This window comes from Pseudomonas silensiensis (assembly GCF_050434865.1).
Lineage (GTDB): Bacteria > Pseudomonadota > Gammaproteobacteria > Pseudomonadales > Pseudomonadaceae > Aquipseudomonas > Aquipseudomonas fluorescens_W.
The window spans coordinates 26,170-46,815 of the sequence record NZ_JBNDJH010000012.1 but is presented as its reverse complement, the minus strand read 5'-3'; the positions used below and the strand labels follow the sequence as shown (position 1 = coordinate 46,815).

Below are 20,646 nucleotides of genomic sequence, written 5' to 3'. Positions count from 1 at the left end.
AAGTCAGGGCGCCTCTACTCGGATCACCTCATCGGTGATTTCGTCGAGTTGGCGAACCACCTGATAGATGTGCGCCACGGCCAGCAAAGTGGTGCGCGGGATGTGCCGGCCGTCACCGACCTTGTACAGCGTGCGCGCCAGCCACACGCTCTGGACGACCGGAATTTTTGCGCGTTTAGCGCGCTCGATCAGGGACAGGGCATCGTCGTCCTGACCTTTGCAATGAATCACTGGTAAGGGCGTTACACCGGGTCGGTAATACAAGGCCACCGCATAGTGGGTAGGGTTGACCACCAGCATGTCGGCGTCTTCCACAGGCTTGCGTGGCGTCGTGGGAGCCTGATTCAAGAGCTCTTTAGCCAACTGGCGGCGATGACCCTTAACGTGAGGGTCGCCCTCGGCCTGTTTGTATTCCTTCTTGATATCGTCATGGCTCATGCGCAGTTTTTTAGCGTGGAAATATTTTTGCAGAGCGAAATCGACAATACCCATGGCCAGCAGCAGGCCCAGGGTGACACGCAATATATGCCGGAATACTTGCGCCAGTGCGTGCCAATAGGTGGTCAGATCCGAGTCTGCCAGCAGGATCAAGGTATTTAGTGAAGGCTTGATCTGCACGTACAGTACCGTCGCGATCGCCGTGGCCTTGAGGATGCTCAGCAGCAGGTTGGTGATGTTCTGCCCGGACAGCATCTGCTTGGCATGGGCAAACGGATTAAGCTTGGCGAGGTCCAGTTTCAGGGCTTTGGGGGCGAACAGAAAACCGAACTGCATCCAGCTGCCGACCAGATGCGTCAACATCGCCACACCCACACTGCTGAGGATGAAGCCGATCAACACGGTGATTCCCTCGCTGCCGATTTGTGCGAGCGAATGGAGGAAGGGCTTACCCACTTGATTTAGCGACAGTGACAGCAGGTATTGCAAACGCACCATGCTTTCATCCGCCAGACTCAGGGTGACTTCGCTGACCGCCAGCAGCACCAGCAGTTTGCTCAAGTCCTGGCTTTTACCGACGTCACCCTTCTCCCTGGCATCGCGAACCTGCTTGGGGGTAGCCTTTTGTGTTTTTTCGCTCATGGTACCTGCACCAAATGCCGCATCAAGTGCTTGAGATCCAACAGCTGTTGCAATTGCCCATTGCCCAGTTCAAGCAGCGTGGGCAAATAGATCAGCAGAAAGGCCAGGCCCGCGATGCTCTTGGCGGGCATGGCCAGTATCGAGACGTTGAGCTGTTGCGCGTAGAGACCAATGATCGCCAACGCAGCCTCGATCAATAACAGCAGACCGATAAAAGGCGCTGCATACAACATGACGTGTTGCAGCGTCTGGTTGAGTTGTTCGAGGAACGTGTCGAGACCCTCCACGGTCATGCCTGGCAGCCATGCGGTGGGTGGCCACACGATGTAACTGTCCCAAATCACCTGAGTGATCAGCGACAGACCACCGGACAGGATTACCAGCATGACCAGCATCTCCTGGAATGCCTCGCCCATTGGCGTGGCATCGGGCCCCAGCGCCGGGTTGATCTGCCCACCACTGAGTGCCCCGCGCTGGCTGTCGAACAAGGCGCCCACCGAGGCGAACATCCAGAACGGGGCATACAGCAGAAGGCCGAGCAGGGTGCCCAGCACGACCTCTTTGATCAGCAGACCGGCGATCTCAAGCCAGGCATCACCGTGGATCGTCAACGCGTGGCCGATCGAGGGTGCCGGCACCATCGCCACCACGGCCACCACGGCATAGCGCACCGGCCCCTTCAGGTATTTGAAACAGAACGCTGGCACCAGGACCATGCACGGCAGCAGGCGTGCCATGCCCAGGCCCATACCCAGCAGCAGTTCAAAGAGGCCTTGGGCGTCGAAGGGCATTTAGTGCGCGCCTCCGGTCCGGGCGATCAGGTCAAACGCCATGTTGATGAACTGGATCAATTCCACGCCGATCCAGCGCCCGGTCGCGGCAAGCGTCAGGCCTACTGCCGCCAGCTTGACCCCAAATGGCAAGGTCTGGTCCTGAATCTGCAGCAGTGCTTGCAGCAGCGAGGTCACCACGCCCACCAGCACCGCTACGCCAAGAGGCGGGGCAGTGAGAATCAGCACCAGAAACATGCCTTGCTTGAACAATGCCAACGCTTCCATGGCAACCTCACATGTACGAATAAAAAAGGCTGTCGAGCAGGCGGGTCCAACCTTGCACCAAGACGAAGAGCAGTAGCTTGAGCGGCAGTGAAATGGTCATTGGTGACACCATCTGCATACCCAGCGCCAGCAACAGGTTGGAGACAATCAGGTCAATGACGATGAAGGGGATGTAGATCAGAAAACCGATCTCGAAACCGGCCTGCAATTCGGACAGTACGAACGCTGGAATCACCAGCATCAAGTCGTCCTTGGTCGCCTTGTCGGCCATTTCCTTGGGCCACATGCGCCGGGTGTTGTCGAGCAAATGAGCGATCACCTCTGGGTCAGTGTTGCGGCTCATGAAACGCTGCAGCGGTGCGATAACCGTGTCGGCGCTGGCCTGGAGTTTTTCAGTGCTGCCCAGCTCCAGCGGACGGTCGTGCACGCGTTGCTGTATCTCATGGGCAACCGGCGCCATAACGAACATCGTCGCCGCCAGGGCGATACCGTACAGGGCCATGTTCGGCGGCACTTGCTGCACACCGATGGCATTGCGGGTGATCAGCAAGGTCATGGATATTTTCAAGAACGCGGTGCAGACGATCAGCAAAAATGGAACCAGCGACAACGAGCCGAGAAACAGCGCAAGTACAACGGGGTTAATGCCTTCCATGACCATGTCAGGAGGCCATCCGCGTGATCTGCAGGCCGAGGCGCCCGTCTACATCCACCAGCTCACCCTCAGCGACCACTCGCTCGCCGTGACACAACGTGGCATGTCCCGGTGTGATACCGGACACCTCCAGAACCATGCCTGAAGCCAGGCACCGCAATTGGCCCAGGGTCAGGGTCAGGTTGCCACAGCGCAGGGTGAGCTCCATAGGCAACTGCTCCAACGGATCCGGTGCAGGGGTGTCGGATTCCGGAAGCTCGGACTCATGGTCGGCGGTGTCCTGTTCCTTGTCGTACTCGTACTCCAATTCTTCTCCGTCACTTTCTTCGGATAACAGCTCAACCTTGTCCTGATACAGATCGTCATCGCCCATTTTTAAAGTCTTCCTCATGGCTCAGTCGCAAAGTAAGTCGTTGGGCATGGGCCTCTATGCCCGCCTCCCAGATTCGGCCCGCCAGGTCCAGGCGGCCATTGCCCTCACTGTCGAAATGGCAGTGGCCGGGCAACACCACGTCGCCCGGGCGCAAGGACGCCAACTGCTCCAGGGTCAGGGAAAGTTGGCCGATGACTAGTGGATGGGAGATTTGCCAGTCATCACCCATTGGCGATTGATGTGCCTGCCAGGGCGCGCCGGTCAATAGGCGAAGCAGGGTGTCTGGGTCAGTGGCAAGTAGCGCGTGGACGGACTCAGTACCCAGGCGCACATGAAGTCGGCATTGCACCTCGGCGGCAAGCTTGCAACTGTCCTCTTCGACGGGTTGGATCGGCGCCAGCAGCGCGGCGATCGGAGCGCTCAGTTGTTGGTTCAGAAATTGCCAATACCAAGGTTGGTGGGTGCCTTGCAGCACCGCGGGCACGTCACCCAGCAGACTGAGTACCGCGCTGGCATCGCTCAGGCGCAAGAGCCCGATTGCACTGCGCAGCCATACCCCGTCGTTGCTCGCAAAAGTGCCGTACGTCACCGGACGCAGCGTCAACTCGCCCATCAGGCCCTGGGCGCTGAAGCCCAGTGTCAGGCCCTGACCCAGTTGGCGTGTGGCCTGGGCCAACCGTTGGTCGATTCGACGCAAGGACAACGGATTCATGAGTAGAAGTCGTCATGCAGTGACAACTGAACGTCATGCCCAAGCGCCTGACTCAGTGCTTCCTCGCACGCGTCCTGGCGAGATTGCAGGCGCGCCAATACGTCGGGGCGGGCGAAACCCAACTCAATCTCCCAATGGCTGTCGCGCTTATTGGCCTTGACGTGCACCTTGCCCAGATTGGGCATCAAAAGCGTAACGCTGAAGGGCTGCCCGGCCTGCGAAGGCAGTTGTTGGGCCAATTCGTCGATCAATTGTGTGGGCACACCCTCGGCGGGCAACGGCATGCTGAAATTGCTGCCCCCTGCGAATCCTGAATGGCTGGGCTCTTCGCTTACCGGCGGTATCAGCAGCTGTGAAAAAAACAAGCCGTCGGCGGCCATCGGGGTGTCGGCTGCCTGATGCTGCCACGTAACACGACCGCGCTCGGTTTCCCCGCGCTTAGCCGTCGACGGTGAGGCAGGGCGTGATTCGCTGGGCCCCGGACGGTCGGCGGGCGGGGCGACACGCGGCGCAGGTTTGGGTTGCGGCGTCGGTGGCGGGGTGGATTTGATGGGTGCGCTCATGACGGCTTAACCTTCTTCATGGATGGCTTCTTTCAGACAGGACAGTTTTTCCACCGCGCGCTGGCGTGCCTTGGCATTCTGGCGAGCTTGTTCGAGCAGAGCCTGTTGCGCATTAATTTGCAGGCATTGCTGATCGACCTCCTGACGGACTTCGGCTAGACGGTCGAGCATCCGGCGCTCTTTGTCGTGCCAGCGATCGACCTCAGTCATTGTCAGAGTTTGTTGCAGGTGAATGTCGGCTAGGCCTTGACGGCGCTCGCGCTGATTGATTCGTTCCTGGCCCAACGTTGCTTGGGCCTGGGTCAATTGATCGTGCATCGTTGCCAGTTCCGCCTGAGCCCGGCTCTGAGCGCGCTCGGCTCTGGCCTGACGATGCTGGCGCAAGGGTGTCAGTACACCGATCAACCTTTCCAGCTCGGCGTGTTGCGGATCGATTTCCAGTTCTTCATCCATGGCTACTCCGGCAATTGCGACGTCAGGTGCGTGAGGGCTTCGAGGGTGTTTTGTAACGGCACCGGTTCGCGCAGGTCTTGTTGCAGAAAGGCGTTGATGGCGTCATTGAGTTGAACCGCGCAGTCAGTGACCGGGTCGCTGCCGGGGTGGTATTCGCCCAGGCGCAGCAGCATTTCAACCTGGCGATACGACGCCATCAGGCGGCGCAACCGGTTGTTGGCCCGCTGATGCTCGCGACTGCTGACGTTGCCCAGGACTCGGCTGATGCTGGCCTGCACATCGATGGCGGGGTAATGCCCGCGTTCGGCCAGTTTGCGCGACAGCACGATGTGGCCGTCCAACAGCGAGCGCACTTCATCTGCCACCGGGTCATTCATCGAGTCCTGCTCGATCAACACGGTGTACAGCGCTGTGATCGAGCCGGTTTCGCTCATGCCTGCGCGCTCTACCAGGCGCGGCAGCAGAGTGTACACCGATGGCGGCAGGCCGCCGCGGCCCAGGGGTTCGCCGGCAGCAATACCGATTTCCCGTTGCGCACGGGCGAAGCGGGTCAGGGAGTCAATCAACAGCAGCACTTTGCGGCCTTTGGCCCGGAAGGCCTCGGCGATGGCGGTAGCGGTGAATGCGGCTCGGGCGCGCTCCATGCTTGAACGGTCGGAGGTGGCGCAGATCAACACCGAACGTCGGCGCAGGGTCTCGTCCAGCTCATGATCGAGAAACTCGCGCAGCTCACGACCTCGTTCACCGATCAGCCCGAACACGATGACATCGCACCCCATGTTGCGGGCCAATTCGGCCATCAATGTGGTCTTGCCACAGCCGGCACCGGCAAACAGCCCGACACGCTGGCCTTCGCCCAAGAGCATGGCGCTGTCGATGGCCCTGATGCCGGTGGGCAACGCACAAGTGATGCGTGGGCGTTCTGTGGCTGGCAGGGCATCGGCGATCACCGGCCGGGTGACACGACGGTCATGGAGGCCGGCAAAGGCGCCGGTAGCGTCACCCGAGAGCGGACGACCGAAACCATCGAGTACGCTGCCCAGCAGACTATCGTCCACGCCGATGCGATGGGCGATGCCCAACGGGCGGATGTGGGCGCCCACTTGAATACCGTCCGGGGTGCCTAGGGCGCTGAGCAACGTGCATTGCGTGGTGAAACCGACGATCTCGGCCAGCATCACACTGCCGTCGGCCTTGCTCACTTCGCACAGGTCACCGATTCTCGCCGCGGGAATCTGGCACTCCAGCAAAATGCCGCTGACGGCGCTGACCCGGCCGCTGATGGTCGCCGCAGAAAAATTTTCCAGCCTGGCGACATGCCCGGCTTTCCATTGCGCCAATGCCGCGTTCACCAGCGCAACTCATAATGACGGTCGCCATCGAACTCGACGCGCTGATCATCGATGCGCGTCAGGCGCAACCCTTGCAACTCGTCACCGATGTACAACCGGTGGCCATCGGCGGTCACCAGATGCGCGCGCGGGCCCGATATGATCTGCACGATCACGAACGGCAGGCCAGTGCTGGAGGTGGCAACGTTATCGATCAATGGCACGGGGGAATCGTAGCGATCCTTGAAGCGTTGGAGCATCCGCTGGTACACCTCCAGCGATTCTGCCTTGAGGTTGCCGCTGATCGTCATGCCTTCAGGCGTCTGTTGCACGCTGATGTCATTGAGCATGCGCTCGCTGAGCATGGTGCTGAGCTGGCGCCGCGCATCCTCGGCGTCTACCAGAGAAATGCGCTTGCCGGAGAAGACCGTTTTGGTGGCGTCTGAAATTGCAACCGGTTCGAGCGTTGAGGAAGGCGTGCGAGTCAAGGTCCAGGCGCTGCCGACAATGCCGATCAGCAGGCCCATGATCACCCCGCTGACGCGATTGAAAACCCGTGAGCGGATGGCGATCTTCTCACGCGGCAAGGTGCCGGACGACGGCTGTGCCGGGGTATCGGTCTGCGTGTTGGCGGCGGTGGGTGCGGGTACTGCTGGCCAGGCATCCTCGGCCGCGGCCAAGCACAGCCATACCGAGCCCAACGTGAAATTACGGTTGAGTGTCAACACCGTCACCGGGTGCGCATGCCCTTGCTCGTCGCATACAACGCCGTCCTCTGCGCTCAGGGTCCAGTCGTCACCGACCCGCTGCAGGCGGCAGTGCAGGCTCGCCATGCCGGGGTCAAACAGCGCCAGATCCTGTGCCGCATCGGCACCGATCAGCCATTGCTCGCCAATCAGTGGCAACGCAGCCCCCTGATGCAGTCCGCTCAATACCCGTAATTCAAACATCCGGTCTTCTCCAGGTGAATCAAGCGGCGTACTCGTTATCAAAGGGTTGCTCGTCGTCATCCAGATCAAAACGACCCATGACCTTGACCTGGGCGGTGTTGCTTACCTCGGCGAATGACAGCACGGGGACATGGTGGAATTCTTCCTGCAACAATGTCCTCAGCGGGCTGCGCAGGTCCTGGGCGACGAGTAGCACGGCCTTGTCCAACGAGCGCAGGGGGAAGGCTATGTACAGTTGCTCCATCAGTAGCTGGCTGGTTCCGTGCTCCAGTGCGAAGAAAGTCTCGCTCTGCGTCTGACGCAGACCGTCGCGCAGAATGCCTTCGCTTTCCGGCGTCAGCAGCCACACCAGTAAGCCCTCGGGGCCGCAGTATTGATGAAAGATCTGAGACTTGAGGGCGATGCGCACGTAGTCGGTCAGAACGGTGATTTCCCGCTCATGCTGACCGTGCTCGATCAGGCATTCGGCAATCACGCGGACGGCTCGCAGCGGTATGCATTCGGAGGCCAGGCGTTGAAGTACCGCGGAGAAGCGCGCCAGGGGCAGCACACGCTGCATTTCCTGGGCAAGTTCCGGTTGCTCGGTTTCCAGCCAGCCGAGAATCGCTTTGGTTTCCTGCAGGCCAATGAACTGCGGGCCACAGGCCTGCAGTACCCGCTCCATGCGCTCGATGATCAGGGTCATGGCACTAACCGACTCAATGTCGTTTTCCAGAAGGAGCGGGGAATCGCTGGGCATCCAAACCCACTGACTTTCCTGGCGGTCGGCGCTGCCGGGTACAGCTGATTCAGACAGCGCCCGAACGTCGACGGCAACATGGGTCTGAGTGAACGTGGCCTTGAGCAGCGGAACCTCGTAGACCGAGAAGCGGAACTCGTCATATTCCAGGTCGGCGGCGCGCTCGATGATGAAGGAGGGCAGGGTCAAACCGAAATGCACCACCAGGCGGTTGCGTCGCTGGCGTATTTCGCTGACCAGCGCTTCCACCTGATCGTTGTCCTGCCCGGGATGGAACTGTAGGACGAACTGGCGGCTCGGCAGGATGGTGCGCAAATCTTCGCGACCATTCATTTCCGGCGAGACTGCGACAGGCTGCTCCTGATCCGTCTTAGGCTTGGCGCGTTGCAGTTGCAGCAGGCCGCCAAAGCCGCAAATGAACGCAATCACCAGGAACACCGCCGTGGGCATGCCCGGTAGCGCAGCGAAACCGAGCATGGCCATCGCTGCCATGATCCAGGCTTTGGGTTGGCTGGTGATTTGCTCAGCGATCTCCCGGCCGATGTTGGCTTGCACGGGATCGCCGCTGGGCACGCGGGTGATGATCATGCCGCAGGTCACTGAAATCAGCAGTGCGGGAATCTGGGCAATGAGGCCGTCGCCAATGGTCAGTACCGTGTACAGCTGCAGGGCGTCACCACCGGTCATGCCGTGCTGCATTACGCCGATGGCGATACCGCCGATCATGTTGATAGCAACGATGATCAGGCTGGCGATGGCGTCGCCGTTGACGAATTTCATGGCACCATCCATGGCGCCGAACAGCTGACTTTCCTTGCCCAGTTCAGCCCGTCGTGTACGGGCTTCGTTGACCGTGATCAGGTTGGCACGCAGGTCGCTGTCGATGGACATCTGCTTGCCGGGCATGGCGTCCAGGGTAAAACGTGCACCCACCTCGGCCACGCGCTCCGAACCTTTGGTGATGACCATAAAGTTCACCACGGTGAGGATCAGAAAGATCACCAGACCCACCGCCAGATTGCCGCCAACCACGAACTGCCCGAAGGCTTCGACGATGTGTCCGGCGTCCTGGTCGAGCAAGATCAGACGCGTGGTGGAGATCGACAATGCCAGGCGGAACATGGTGGTCAGCAGCAGCACCGCCGGAAAGGTGGAGAAAGCCAGCGGTCGGGGAAGGTGCATGGCCAGCATGATCAGCAGGCAAGAGATGCAGATGTTGATGGCGATCAGTACATCCACCAGCCATGTGGGCAGCGGGGTGATCATCATGAACACGATGGCGATTACCACAAACGCGCCCACTACTTCCGAGCGACGCATGGCGGCCAGGGCGAGCTGATTCAGCAGATTGATGATTTTGTCCATCAGGCAATGCCCCTCTGGTTCTGTTCCTGCTGCGTGAGTTGGGCCATAAGCATGAGCAGGTTGCTCAGGGCGTTCTGTCGGCTTTTGATGTCACGCCAGAGCAGCATCGGCAGTTGCTGCAGCATTGGCCGCAGACCGTTGAGAAACGCGAGCTGATGCTTGAGTTGTTTACCGCCGATGTGTTGGCTCAATTGCAGTGTTTCGTTCAGGCTCATGCCCTTGCCGGATAGCGCCAGCAGCTGCTTGAGGAACGCCGGCGGGTTGACATTCAACTCGGGATTCTTGCGGCGCATGCGTCCCAATAAATGCTCGCAGCCATGCAGCAAGGTGGCGACATGCCGTGCGGTGTTGAGGCCGTGCATGAGCGTGCGCAGTTGTTGCTGCGAGGCCGACGGCGTCAGTGCGGCCAGGTCATCGGCGATGGCGCTGCGCATGTCGCGCAACGTCAGTTCGAACTGGCCAGGTTCTTCTTGCTCGCTCATCAGCGCATCGATCAACCCGACAATGTTTTGTTGACCCGCCACCGCGCTGCTGTAGAGCGAGCGCAGGGTGCCTCGGCGACGCGTATTCAGGTTCGAACGGGCGAAGGCTTTGGCGCTGTTGATACCGGCGCGGCTGTGCCTGCCGAACTTTGCGCGCAGCAGGTTCAACTGCTGCGCAAGCGTCACGTGCTCCCCCGTCGCACCTTCGTTTCGCGCCTGTTTGGCTGCAGCCTGCAACATTACATGGGCTTTGGCGGCGTCATCGCCGGCGAAGGCCATCACCATTGCCAGGCTCGGAATCTGGCTTTGCAATTGTTTGCGCAGCGCTCGTGCTGCGCCGGCGAGGCTTTGTTCGTGTGCACCCGTCAGCTGTTGGTACAGCTCACTCAATTTGACCGCATGCGATTGCAACAAATTGCTGCTGGCGAGCAGATCGCGTTGGCTCAAGGTCTTGCTTTGCTGAACCAGCGCCGTGGCGAATCGCGCTACCTGTTGAGCCGTAGTCCCACCAGCAGGGGAGGGCGTAAGTGTGGGTGTTTGCAAGGGGGCAAGTGCGGTCTTCGTCGGCGCGACCACGGGCATTTGCAGCGGATAAACCGAGGTGGGGGCGGCGATTTTCATAAGGCGGTTCTGAGCATTGTCATGTGCTCTGGGTGGGCCACGGTGGTGTTCTGGTTCCATGCCTCTGACGGTCTTGGTATTTGTGCCAATCGCCGTCGTGCCGTGGAGTGCTTTATGCAAGTTCTTGCACAGAAGGGTGGTTTGGGGTTTTTTTAATCTTTTAAAATCAATAAATTACGGTTTTTTTTAGCTGGCATACATATCGCTATGGGACTTGCACACTTCTAAGTAAGAGTAAGCCCCCATGTTCCCCAACGACTCGACATCCACCCCCACGCCGCCAGCCGGCATTCGTCAACTCACGAGTGACCAGATGCAGATGCTGCGAGCGTTTATTTCCAAGCGCGTGATGAACCCGAACGATGTTGACGATATCCTGCAAGGCACTTTCCTTGAAGCGCTGCGCTGCGAGCACAAGTTCCAACACGCCAGTAAGCCGCAGACCTGGTTGTGCGGTATCGCACTGAACCTTATCCGTAGTTACTTTCGACGTATGTACCGCCAGCCCTATCAGGAAAGCTGGGACGACCACATACACTCCGATATCAGCAGCCAGGGTGAAGGCGACATTGGTCATCAGGTCGACGACCACCGGCAGTTGGTGCGGGCCGTCGAGGCTATAGGCTCCTTGTCCTCGAATATGCAGCAGGTGATCGAGGTGGCTCTGGAAATGGACGGGAATTACCAGCAAACGGCGACGTCACTGGGCGTGCCCATCGGTACGGTGCGCTCGCGCCTGTCACGGGCACGCGAGCAGTTGAAGCGTCAGATAGATCCTTTTGCGTGAGCCCAATCCTCCTGTGGCCGGGGCAGGCCCAGCACGGGGGGACGTTCAAGCGTTCATGACCTATGGGTTGCTATTCGTACCGCTGGGGCCAGCTTGGCCTTCTTCGGCTGCTCTGAGCCTTTGGGTTTCGTCTTCCATCCCCGCGGACTCTATGGCCGAAGACAGAACCTGCATCGGGACAGGTTTGTCAGTTGCGACCGTCGACGGCCGAGTGCGCGAGGTCGTCGCTCTGGAGTAGGCTTCGCCACCCTTGACTGCGCCTGCGTCCAGCGCTTTGGTAATGTCCACCAGGACCTGCGGTGCGATCTGTAGCACACCTCGCCCCATGTGAGTCGCGTTTTCCAATGCGTGCAACCCGCCACCCAGGGCTGCCTTTGAGGACATGTGAGGTAAATCCGGCCGACCGGGGGCGAAGACATTCCGCCTGGCGGTTTCGGTGCGATCGAATATCCGCGGGGCAGAAGGTTGCGCTGCCTTGCGTGCAGCGGTCTCGCCGGCGCTGGCTTGACTGGAATAGAGGGTCGACAAATAGCTGATCGACCCGGCAGCGGCGAGCAAGGCATTTTTCACAATCTGCGAACGGGTCAATGGAGATGGAGCAACATGTTCGGCAGCGGTGGGTGTTGGTTGGGCGACGGAGGGCAAACTTCCGTTAAAGATAGCGCTCTGTATGCCAGAAATACTTTTGCTGTAGAACGCCGTGCGTACCTTGCTTTCCCGCAGATCCAGCCCCTTGCCAAGTTCACTAGAAAAGTTCTTCGGCGCGCGGTCCGGTGCATACACCGGGAAGGTACGGTTCTTGTTATCGGTGAAGGTGGTGCCCAGTTGGATAGCAGCCTGCGCGCCGGCCGACATTGCACCTGCTGCCCCGGAGGCCAGTGCCCTGGCGGTCAAGGTCGTGCCATTGATCCGGGTCAGGTCATTGAGAAGTTGCCGCACCGCCTGGGCACCGCCGAATGACGTATAGGGGACCATCTCCCCAAGAACGTGCGTCGATGTGCCGAGTGCCTTTTTATCCGCGAGCCTGGTCCTTTGTTCCTTAACCGAGCTGAGCTCTTGAGTGAGTTCAGCCTCATTTTTGCTCGCCAGACGGCCGTCTACTTTTTTGAACGGTAGCGGGTCGGGGATCAGGGTGTTCGCGTCCACGGGTTTGAGCCCGACTATGTTTGCCTTCTCCGCAAGGGAAGTGGCTTGAAAAAATGCCTGGAACGCGGGCTTCACCACGGCGTTAACACTTTCGTGCGCAATTCCGGCGACCGTGCCGACGATTGCCGAGCGCGTGAGGAGTGCAGCGTCGTCGGGGTAACGGCTGTCCGCAGCTTGGTCGATGGCGGAGCGCGCATAGCCCAAATGGGTCATGGAAGCGATGAATTGAGGAATGCTCGCGGCGGCTATCGGGCCTGCCCAACCGGAAAAGCCAAGTGATTGGTGAGCGGTGTTGAGATCCTCGATTGTGGTGTTCAGGCCAGTGTGTTTGAGTACAGCGTCCAGCGATTTGGACGACTTTTTGAGGATCTCCTGCAAGGTATTGATGGCTGCCTGAATCGTTGCCCCTTCAGGGGGCTGCAGCTTTTTGACCTTCTCCTCCAGGTTGCCGATGAAGGTGTTCAGGGCGCCAGAGATTGCCGTGCTGCTCTGGTTGGCGTACTCGGCCAGGCTACGCCGGCTGGCTGCCAGCGCCTGGATGCCAGCGGCATCGGTGGGGCGGTTTTCCAGGGCGTCTTCTTCGTGCTCAAGATGAAGCAATGCCAGATGTTCGGTCAGTTGTTGCACGTGTTCGGTGAATGCTTGGCTCTGAAGCTTCGCGCTTTGTGCCCAATCAGTCGTTGGCGCAAGCCTGAGTTTCAGCTCAAGTGCCTGGAGTGAAGGTGCTTTGAGGGACAGATGCGACAGTACTTTTGCAAAACGTGCGGGGAAGGCAGGCGCGTAAGCCGAGTGGGTCGTCGGTGTATTGGGAGGTGGGCGGGGGATGACCGATTGGCGAGAAGCTTCAACCTGAAGCGATGGCGTGCTCGTCGCAGGAGAAACAGCGTCTGTAATCGCGCCGGAGCGCGCGACTTTCTGGATGTCAGACGCATTGGATGTTTGTGGCCGCGAGCTGATCGGCGTCATCATTGAAATCTCCTGGTTCGCTGCGAGGCATCGCTTGAGTGTGTCGTGTCTCGGTGTGTCTGGTTGACCGGTGTCGACGACGCTTGCGACGCCGCCTGTTGAAAGGCGCTCCTGCGCCATTCGCCAGCCAGTTGTGCGAAGGCTTTCATCGTCAGCAACAGTATCGGCGCAGTGGCGTCTGCCAGTTCGACCGATCCCATCAACAACACCCGTTTTGTCTCGTGATTGCAGGAGAACACCGGAGATTGGCCGCTGTGGAAGAGGTGAAAATTGATTTCCAGTAACGATAATAACACGGCGTCACGATTGCCCGACGGTAGTGGACCTATGTCGGCATAGATGGCCACCTGGTCACCTTGTTCCAGTGTGCGATGCTGCAGGCTGAAGTCGACTTTGTGGACCGTAAAATTCGCGGCTTCATGAAAATCCGGCGAATGAGGAATCAGGCTGAGGATGCAGATCTCGTCGATTAGTAATCGGTAGCGGTCCGTGGTCATTATTATTGTCTCTCGCCAAGGGTGTGAGTGAACTGCTCTAGGGGCATATTCGGTTGACTGCGTGGTCGTGAACGAACCATGGGTTCCCGATCCTTTCCACCCGACAGCCAAGCACTCTCCACTCAGGGAACCGACCTTCGCTTGGGACCACACAGTTGCATCCGTCATTCACGGAAAGCGATCACTTCGAGCATCCACCTTGGCGGCAAAACACGAAAACTTTCTGTTTGCTGTCGTTGCCTGAGGGGCGCCGGTGCCCATCCATTTTTACTATTTAAAAAGGGATTTCTTATGTCTATGACCATTCAACCGAACCCCTCTTTGCTGCGCCTCCAGGGGCAAGAGGATTCTCCTTCAACCGCTGAAACCTCCGCCGCGGGCCGTCTCCATGGGACTTCTTCGGCCACATCGGTTGGACAGGTACAGGCGACCAGTCAACTTGCGGACATCAAGGTCGTCATGAAAGAGGTGTTTGATAGTCATAGACAGTTGCTCACCCCTCACGCCCCCCTTGGATCCCCCGCAACACCAGCAGAGTTTCAGCGCATCACCGAACTCAACAAAGGCGTTGAGAAGCACAACGCGCAAATCGACAGCCTGATCGATAGCCGTGCTGCAAAACTGCAGGAGATGGGCGAAACCCCCGCCGACATCAGGGCCATGCTGAGCAAGGCGGGCACATTGGACCGGGTCTCGACCACCGCTTCGAGCGCTTTTCGTAGCATGCCCTTTGCGGCGGCGTCGGTACTGCAATACATGAAACCGCACATCAATGAAGGCAAGTGGCTACCCACCGCCCTGCAACCTCTGGCACCCTTTATCTCGGGGGCAGTTGTCGGGGTCATGGATACCGTTGGGACCGGCGTGATGAACCAGGTGACGGGCAATGCCCATTACCTCAAAGCGTCGCCGGCCCAGTTGCATGACGCCATGACGCATTCGCTCGAGAACAATGATCCCGGGAAGAAGCAAAAGATCCTGGACCACGGCATAGCCATTCAGGGCTACTCGGTGCGCAATGCGGCCCGTATCGGCCTGGGCACGATCATGGAGGTCACCGCGCCATTGGCCAAAGGCGCGGTGGACATCAGTGTCGCCGCGTTGGGAGGGATGGCGGCCGGCGCGGTCTATGGCAACCAAGTGCACACAACGGAACAGCGAGATTCGCTTAGAGGGGCGGCCTTTCTGTTTGGTCGCAAGGATACTCAACCAAAAGAAGATATGGCCGATGAAACCGAGTGGCTTGACGCTTACAAGGCCCTCAAGGACGCCAGTGTATCCAGCCTGGCGTTCAATGCTGCGAAACGTGTGGCAGGCCTGCCCGTCGACGTTTTAACCGACGGTTTAAGCGCAATTAGAAATCTCGCTACGCCTTCCGCTCTTGCTCAAAACGGAATTGGATTGTCCGCTGGATTCGCCGCTGTCGGTGTGTCTCAGGGAGCACTTGTGGGCCTTGTATCGCACCCGGTAGCCAAGGAGGCCGTTAGCCAAACGACCAATACAGTCTTGTCCGCCGGCGTTTTCGTAGGTTGGGCTGCGCTAAGCATCGTAACCGACTCGGTAGTCGATAAGGCCGAGAAGTTGCTCAAGAATGATGTAAAGGGCGCGCCAGCCACAGTCGCGAAGGTGGGTATGAAAGTAGGTAAAGCGGGTGTCGACGTCGGTATGAAAGTAGGTAAAGCGGGTGTCGACGTCGGTATGAAAGTGGGTAAAGCGGGTATTGACGCAGGCAAGGCGGGTATCGAAGAAGGGGTTAGGCTGGCCGCTCAAGGTGCTGACTATGCAAGAGTCACGGGCGCAAATCTGAATCGTCGTTATAACGAGATGACAAGTCGCCGCCGTCGACCGGATGTCGAAGCAGCAGGTGGGGACCAGGTCGCCAGTACAGGCAATACGGGCAATACGGGCGAGGACATCCCCATGGGTGTTATTGAATAAGTCGATGTTCCAGTTCGAGGATAGGGATAGGGAAGTGTCCGCTTTTGAACTCCTGTAACCGGGGTTTTAGGTGATCAGTCAACGTGACGGTCGTCGCGCCCGGTGATCCTGCTGGCCGCTCAAGGTTGTTCGCGGGTTGCAATAGCCCGCTTGGTTGGGTTTTCGCTGCGCTCAGCCACTCTTGTGTCAGCGTTTTCAAGAGCTGCGACTAGACGGTTTGAACGACATGCCAAGGCGCGGGCGCGGGCGAGTCCTCCTTGCCACCAGAGGCGCTAATCCGAGTGTTTGAGCAAGTGGTTCAACCACGTATTGGCCAGCCTCGCTGGAGCATGCTGAAGCATGGCGCGAGTCGCCGGCATCAGGAGTGGTTGGGACTTCTCAAAAAGATCAATCGCGAAACGCCCAAGCATCTTCAGCTGCATCTGATCGTGGACAACTATGCCACGCATAATCACCCTAAAGTGAAGGCATGGCTTGAGAAGCACAAGCGCTTTCACATGCACTTCACCCCGACCTCCAGCTCGTGGATGAAAATGGTTGGTATGCGTCCGGCTAAGTCATCTACCCAGCCCCGCATTGCCAAGGCATGGTGTGCACTTAAATTTGAGTGGGCACCAGTTCTAGCCTTTTAAGCGGGTATTTCATGCAGCCACGACGCCGTTCCTACGTAAGCGTCCGGCACACACGTCTTGTTGTTAAACGGGCGCCCACTTGTGCGGCAGCGACTGCGTAATCTCACTCGCCCGGTGCGGCGGCAGATGAATCAGCACGTCCTTCAGATAAGCCTACGGATCATGCCCGTTCATGCGCGCAGATTTGATCAAACTCATGATCGTCGCTACCCACTTTCCGCTGCGTAGCGATCCGGCAAACAACCAGTTCGAGCGTCCAAGCGCCCACTGCCGGATCTTGTTCTCTACTTGATTGTTGTCGATGGACACAGCCCCGTCGTCAAGGTAGCGCGTCAGCGCTATCCAGCGTTTAAGGCTGTAATCCAGAGCTTTGGCCGTTGCCGATCCTTTGGGCACGAGATCTAGCTGGGCTAACATCCAGTCATGCAGCGTTGCGATTATCGGAGCTGCTTTTTCTGTCGTATTCGCCAGCGTTCTTCTTCACTCATGTCCCGCGCTTGCCGTTCAACTTCATACAAGCCGCCAATCGAGTGAAGTGCCTGTTCGGCCAACTGGCTTTTATTCGCGACGTGCAGATCAAAAAGCTTGCGGCGGGCATGAGCCATGCAGCTGATTTCGGTCAGTACGAAAAACTACTATGCCCGGTTCAGCACCCGGCTTACCGGTCCTGGGCGAGCCGCTGATGTTGTCACAGTGCTTCCAGGCGGTCGGACTGACCTAAGCGCTGGTTAAGGCCCATGGGGCGAGTTGCGCGAAGCACGGCGACTATACCCACAGCCGTGGGAACCCCCAACCCCCTCCTGACCACCTACTAGGGCGAAGTTTGCTCAACTAGAGCAAGCCAATCTCTTCGTCTAACCCCGGGTTTAATATTGCAATGAATCCTATTAATTCAGGTATTCCAGCACAACACTACGCGACTTCAACCAATGTCAGTCAGCCATCGGCGTTACCTGGCTCAGGAGCCCAGCATTCTCACCCTACCAAGCTGCCACCGGCCAAACTTAGCCGTAACGCTCAATTAGCTCTAGATCAACTCGCAACCCAGTCCAATGTCGATCATCAACGCGTGGCATCGTTAGTATGCAATGCGCTACAGGACGGGGCTTTGCGTCTTCAGTCTAACGATCAGATAGAAGCGACCTATCAGGCATCAGTTAACCTGCCCGCTGATGCTAATCCCATGAACTTTGCTAATTTAATCAGTTCTGATCTAACGATTAAAACGCAGTTAAACGATCATTCTCAATATGACATCATTGGAATAGATTTAGATGGCACGTCATTGAGCGCGCCTGTATCTATCAAGCTGTCTTGTCGCCCTCCAGCCCCCGCGCACGACGAAACTTCACCTCCAGTGCATCAACAATCGTCATTGGTATCGAATCACATAGACGCACAACATTCGCGAGGCCAGTTGGCAGCGTCAAGATTTCGTGAAAATCAGAATTTTTCGGGCCCCCCTCTGCCTTCAATCGGATCGTTCGCTCCCCAATACATGCCATCTTCGCATTACGACCCGACGGCCGCCAGTACGGGCACCCCTGGTCCTATCCGGCATCAAGCCGCTCCTACAGCCCGCGTGGAACCTTATCCCACATCCTTGGGCTCAAGCGGGCCTTCGTCACGCCGCGAAAGCACTCGAACGCTAGATCATCGGCATTCAGTGCGTACGTTTTTTCAAACCCCGCAGGTTGCAACGGCGGGAGCTTTGGCGTCCCCCTCTGCTGTTAACGCTCATCCGGTGACTCCGGCAGGAGAATTAGAGTTTCTAAAGTCTCCAATACATAAGCAGATGGAAAGCGCACTGCCAATAACTGTGAAAGGTGCGTATCGCTCGCAGCTTATAACATATTGGCGAGCCCTGGAAAGTAAGGGGCAAGACTGGATGCAGCTTAGGGGTGACGATGGAGTTACCAGACCGATTCCACTCGAAAACGCTATTAACGACGCGATACGTAATCAGGAAGCCACCGAGGTGCTCCGAGCGGTCGCCAATAATGTATATGGATTAGAGCTTCGAGGTTTCAGCGGTAGAAAACCCCCCAAGCGCTAAACACATAGCCCGGCCTTGGCGAACCATGCTCAGCGCCTTGGTGCATTTTGCAGGTACCACACCAAGCTAGAGTGTAAGCGTCCGGCAAACACGCCTTGCGTAGTTAAACGAGCGTCCACTTATGCGGCAGGCAGCAACTGCGTAATCTCACTTGCCCGCTGCGTCGGCAGACGAGTCAGCACTTCCTTCCGATAAGCATACGGATCATGCCCGTTCATGCGCGCAGACTGGATCGAACTCATGATCGCCGCTGCCCGCTGCCCGCTGCCCGCTGCGTAGCGATCCGGCAAACAAACAATTTGAGCGTCTACGTGCCCACGGCCGGATCTGGTTCTCTACTTGATTGTTGTCGATGGGCAAAGCCCCGTCGTCAAGGTAGCGCGTCAGCGCAATCCAGCGTTTAAGGCTGTAATCCAGAGCTTTGGCCGTTACCGATCCTTTGGACACGAGGTCTAGCTGGGCCAACATCTAGTCATGCAGCGTTGCGATTATCGGAGCTGCTTTTTCCTGTCGTATTCGCCAGCGGTCTTCATCACTCATGTCCCGCGCTTGCCATTCAACTTCGTACAAGCCGCCAATCGAGTAAAGTGTCTGTTCGGCTAACTGGCTTTTAATCCTGACGGTAAGGGCGATGGTGTCCACGTATTTTTAAGTGGAGAACATCGCCCTTATTGCAGAGATCGGGTGGGTGACTTTCTCCGGACGCTTAGTGCGCCAGTTAAAGCTGGCGGAGGATCGTCGATAAAAGTTCGATACTGGTAAGAAATGGCGAATTAACCAGACCCCGAGTCATGCATACTGCACCGCGAGGTGCAGGGTAAAGCGTTGACAGGGGAAACCGATGGGCCAGCCATTGAGCCGCGTAATCAGGAATCCGGCATGCCGATGCTGTTAAGCGAAGCAGAAGGCAATACGGAGCATGGCGTCATACGCCAGTCATGCTCTGATCCAGCGCGGTCGGAGGCCCTGTGCACGTCGGGAAGTCCTTCGCACAGAAACTGGGAGATCTCAGCGGTGCCCGGTGCGGAGCAGGAAAGGCCAAAAGCCGTAACCCTGCTGCCCACGCCGCTGAGAAGTCGGATACGTCCGTAGTACCTGAAGCCATCGAACAAAGGGCCTGGCCCTGCGGAGATAGTGGAGGAAAGGGACGTAGCCAAGGGAAACACCGACAGCCCCCCGCGCCCCGGACACTGAGCCGGATCAGTTGTGCGTCGGTGGGACTTGAAGGTGTACGTGAAGCAGCCTGAAGGGACAAGGGTATGCAGTTCACGGCACATCACACCGCGGTTATTGGCGCAGAGCTTCTATGCCCTGCGCCGCGATGCAGCGGTGGGCGTGGACGGCATGTCGTGGCGAGAATATGAGGAAGGTCTTCTCCAGCGGGTGACCGATTTGCACGCAAGGCTCCACAGTGGAGCCTATCGGGCAACGCCGTCGCGGCGGGTCTATATCCCCAAAGCCGACGGCAGGCAGCGTCTGCTGGGCATTGCCTCTCTGGAGGATATGATCGTACAGCAGGCGGTCGTTACCGTTCTGAATGCGATCTATAAAGAGGACTTCCTGGGCTTCTCGTACGGGTTTCGACCGGGGCGCAGCCAGCACGATGCGCTAAACGTGTTGACGGTCGCGCTGAAGGGCCAGAAGGTGAACTGGATATTGGATGCGGATATCACGTCGTTCTTTGATGAGATCGACCATGAATGGATGCTGATGTTTCTGGGACACCGGAATGCAGACCGACGCCTGCTCGGACTTATCTGCAAATGGCTTCAAGCGGGCGTTATGGAGGATGGCCGTAGGGTGGCTGCGACCAAGGGAACTCCCCAAGGTGCGGTGATATCGCCATTGCGGGCGAATATCTACCTTCACTACGTGCTGGACTTATGGGCAAGGCAGTGGCGACAGCGGTATGCCCGTGGCGATGTAATTATCGTGCGTTACGCGGACGACAGCGTGGTGGGTTTCAAGACGCAATCACAGCAGTTCCTGGTGCAATTGCGGGAACGGCTAGCCAGGTTCGGTTTATCGCTCAACGCTTCGAAGACACGACTAATTGAGTTTGCTCGTTTTGCTGCGAGAAATCGTAGGAAGCGAGTAAGCGAACGGGGAACAAACCTTGCGTTGACGAGTTAGCACGTCCTTCGGATAAGCCTACCGATCATGCCTACAGGTTCCATGGGGGCAGGGGCATCCCGGCGATTTGCTTCCCTCCCGTGGACATCCACCCGCCATGGAACCACTA

The 20,646-nt window shown here is 58.2% G+C and carries 17 protein-coding genes and 3 pseudogenes; 4 read left to right on the top strand and 16 right to left on the bottom strand.

Going from position 1 to position 20,646, the window contains the following annotated elements:
* Positions 1-3 precede the first annotated feature (3 nt).
* The 12 genes from sctU to sctW are packed head-to-tail and all read right to left on the bottom strand — an operon-like array spanning position 4 to position 10,382.
* Positions 4-1,080: a type III secretion system export apparatus subunit SctU gene (sctU, locus tag QF010_RS18105; RefSeq protein WP_033060856.1), complete on the bottom strand. Its 1,077-nt coding sequence runs from the start codon at positions 1,078-1,080 to the stop codon at positions 4-6.
* Entirely contained in the window at positions 1,077-1,871 is a 795-nt protein-coding gene (gene sctT / locus QF010_RS18100; RefSeq protein WP_033060854.1) for a type III secretion system export apparatus subunit SctT, read from the bottom strand. Before sctT ends, sctU begins: the two co-directional genes overlap by 4 nt.
* Positions 1,872-2,138: a type III secretion system export apparatus subunit SctS gene (sctS, locus tag QF010_RS18095; protein WP_033060852.1), complete on the bottom strand. Its 267-nt coding sequence runs from the start codon at positions 2,136-2,138 to the stop codon at positions 1,872-1,874. It lies immediately after the preceding gene.
* Positions 2,139-2,145: 7 nt separating this feature from the next.
* Entirely contained in the window at positions 2,146-2,799 is a 654-nt protein-coding gene (gene sctR / locus QF010_RS18090) for a type III secretion system export apparatus subunit SctR (protein WP_033060850.1), read from the bottom strand.
* Between the two features lies 1 nt (position 2,800).
* On the bottom strand, positions 2,801-3,166 hold the full coding sequence (locus QF010_RS18085) for a FliM/FliN family flagellar motor switch protein (RefSeq protein ID WP_033060849.1): 366 nt from the start codon (positions 3,164-3,166) through the stop codon (positions 2,801-2,803).
* On the bottom strand, positions 3,156-3,878 hold the full coding sequence (locus QF010_RS18080) for a hypothetical protein (protein WP_033060848.1): 723 nt from the start codon (positions 3,876-3,878) through the stop codon (positions 3,156-3,158). The genes QF010_RS18085 and QF010_RS18080 overlap by 11 nt, the downstream gene beginning before the upstream one ends.
* Complete coding sequence (locus QF010_RS18075; protein WP_033060846.1) at positions 3,875-4,441, bottom strand: type III secretion system HrpP C-terminal domain-containing protein; 567 nt, start codon at positions 4,439-4,441, stop codon at positions 3,875-3,877. The genes QF010_RS18080 and QF010_RS18075 overlap by 4 nt, the downstream gene beginning before the upstream one ends.
* A 6-nt stretch (positions 4,442-4,447) precedes the next feature.
* Entirely contained in the window at positions 4,448-4,894 is a 447-nt protein-coding gene (gene sctO, locus QF010_RS18070) for a type III secretion system stalk subunit SctO (protein ID WP_033060844.1), read from the bottom strand.
* Between the two features lie 2 nt (positions 4,895-4,896).
* Positions 4,897-6,246, bottom strand: coding sequence for a FliI/YscN family ATPase (locus QF010_RS18065; RefSeq protein ID WP_033060843.1), 1,350 nt, complete (start codon positions 6,244-6,246; stop codon positions 4,897-4,899).
* On the bottom strand, positions 6,243-7,175 hold the full coding sequence (locus tag QF010_RS18060) for an FHA domain-containing protein (RefSeq protein WP_033060841.1): 933 nt from the start codon (positions 7,173-7,175) through the stop codon (positions 6,243-6,245). Before QF010_RS18060 ends, QF010_RS18065 begins: the two co-directional genes overlap by 4 nt.
* Before the next feature lie 19 nt (positions 7,176-7,194).
* The gene (gene sctV / locus QF010_RS18055; RefSeq protein ID WP_033060840.1) at positions 7,195-9,279 is read right to left on the bottom strand and encodes a type III secretion system export apparatus subunit SctV; all 2,085 of its coding nucleotides are present in this window, start codon (positions 9,277-9,279) and stop codon (positions 7,195-7,197) included.
* On the bottom strand, positions 9,279-10,382 hold the full coding sequence (sctW, locus tag QF010_RS18050; protein ID WP_033060838.1) for a type III secretion system gatekeeper subunit SctW: 1,104 nt from the start codon (positions 10,380-10,382) through the stop codon (positions 9,279-9,281). Before sctW ends, sctV begins: the two co-directional genes overlap by 1 nt.
* A gap of 244 nt (positions 10,383-10,626) precedes the next feature.
* Between sctW and QF010_RS18045 the strand changes: the two genes are divergently transcribed.
* Positions 10,627-11,169 carry an RNA polymerase sigma factor gene (locus tag QF010_RS18045; protein WP_033060836.1) on the top strand — a complete coding sequence of 181 codons (543 nt, stop codon included), beginning with the start codon at positions 10,627-10,629 and terminating at the stop codon, positions 11,167-11,169.
* A gap of 60 nt (positions 11,170-11,229) precedes the next feature.
* Here the strand turns inward: QF010_RS18045 and QF010_RS18040 are convergent, their stop codons facing one another.
* Both QF010_RS18040 and QF010_RS18035 read right to left on the bottom strand, forming a co-directional pair.
* Positions 11,230-13,284: a hypothetical protein gene (locus QF010_RS18040; protein ID WP_050482857.1), complete on the bottom strand. Its 2,055-nt coding sequence runs from the start codon at positions 13,282-13,284 to the stop codon at positions 11,230-11,232.
* On the bottom strand, positions 13,281-13,778 hold the full coding sequence (locus QF010_RS18035; protein ID WP_033060835.1) for a CesT family type III secretion system chaperone: 498 nt from the start codon (positions 13,776-13,778) through the stop codon (positions 13,281-13,283). Before QF010_RS18035 ends, QF010_RS18040 begins: the two co-directional genes overlap by 4 nt.
* Positions 13,779-14,069: 291 nt before the next feature.
* Between QF010_RS18035 and QF010_RS18030 the strand changes: the two genes are divergently transcribed.
* Together QF010_RS18030 and QF010_RS18025 are read left to right on the top strand one after the other, a co-directional pair.
* Positions 14,070-15,716, top strand: a complete 1,647-nt coding sequence (locus QF010_RS18030) for a hypothetical protein (RefSeq protein WP_050482856.1) — start codon at positions 14,070-14,072, stop codon at positions 15,714-15,716.
* Positions 15,717-15,789: 73 nt separating this feature from the next.
* A pseudogene (locus QF010_RS18025) lies at positions 15,790-16,255 on the top strand (transposase); the annotation flags it as partial.
* Positions 16,256-16,411: 156 nt separating this feature from the next.
* Here the strand turns inward: QF010_RS18025 and tnpC are convergent.
* Together tnpC and QF010_RS18015 are read right to left on the bottom strand one after the other, a co-directional pair.
* Positions 16,412-16,971: pseudogene (gene tnpC / locus QF010_RS18020) on the bottom strand (IS66 family transposase); the annotation flags it as partial.
* A 1,552-nt stretch (positions 16,972-18,523) separates the two neighbouring features.
* Positions 18,524-19,016 (bottom strand): annotated as a pseudogene (locus QF010_RS18015) (IS66 family transposase); the annotation flags it as partial.
* 621 nt (positions 19,017-19,637) lie between these two features.
* On the opposite strand from QF010_RS18015, the gene QF010_RS18010 reads away from it, so the two are divergent.
* Positions 19,638-20,537, top strand: coding sequence for a reverse transcriptase domain-containing protein (locus QF010_RS18010; RefSeq protein ID WP_231670581.1), 900 nt, complete (start codon positions 19,638-19,640; stop codon positions 20,535-20,537).
* Positions 20,538-20,646 lie beyond the last annotated feature (109 nt).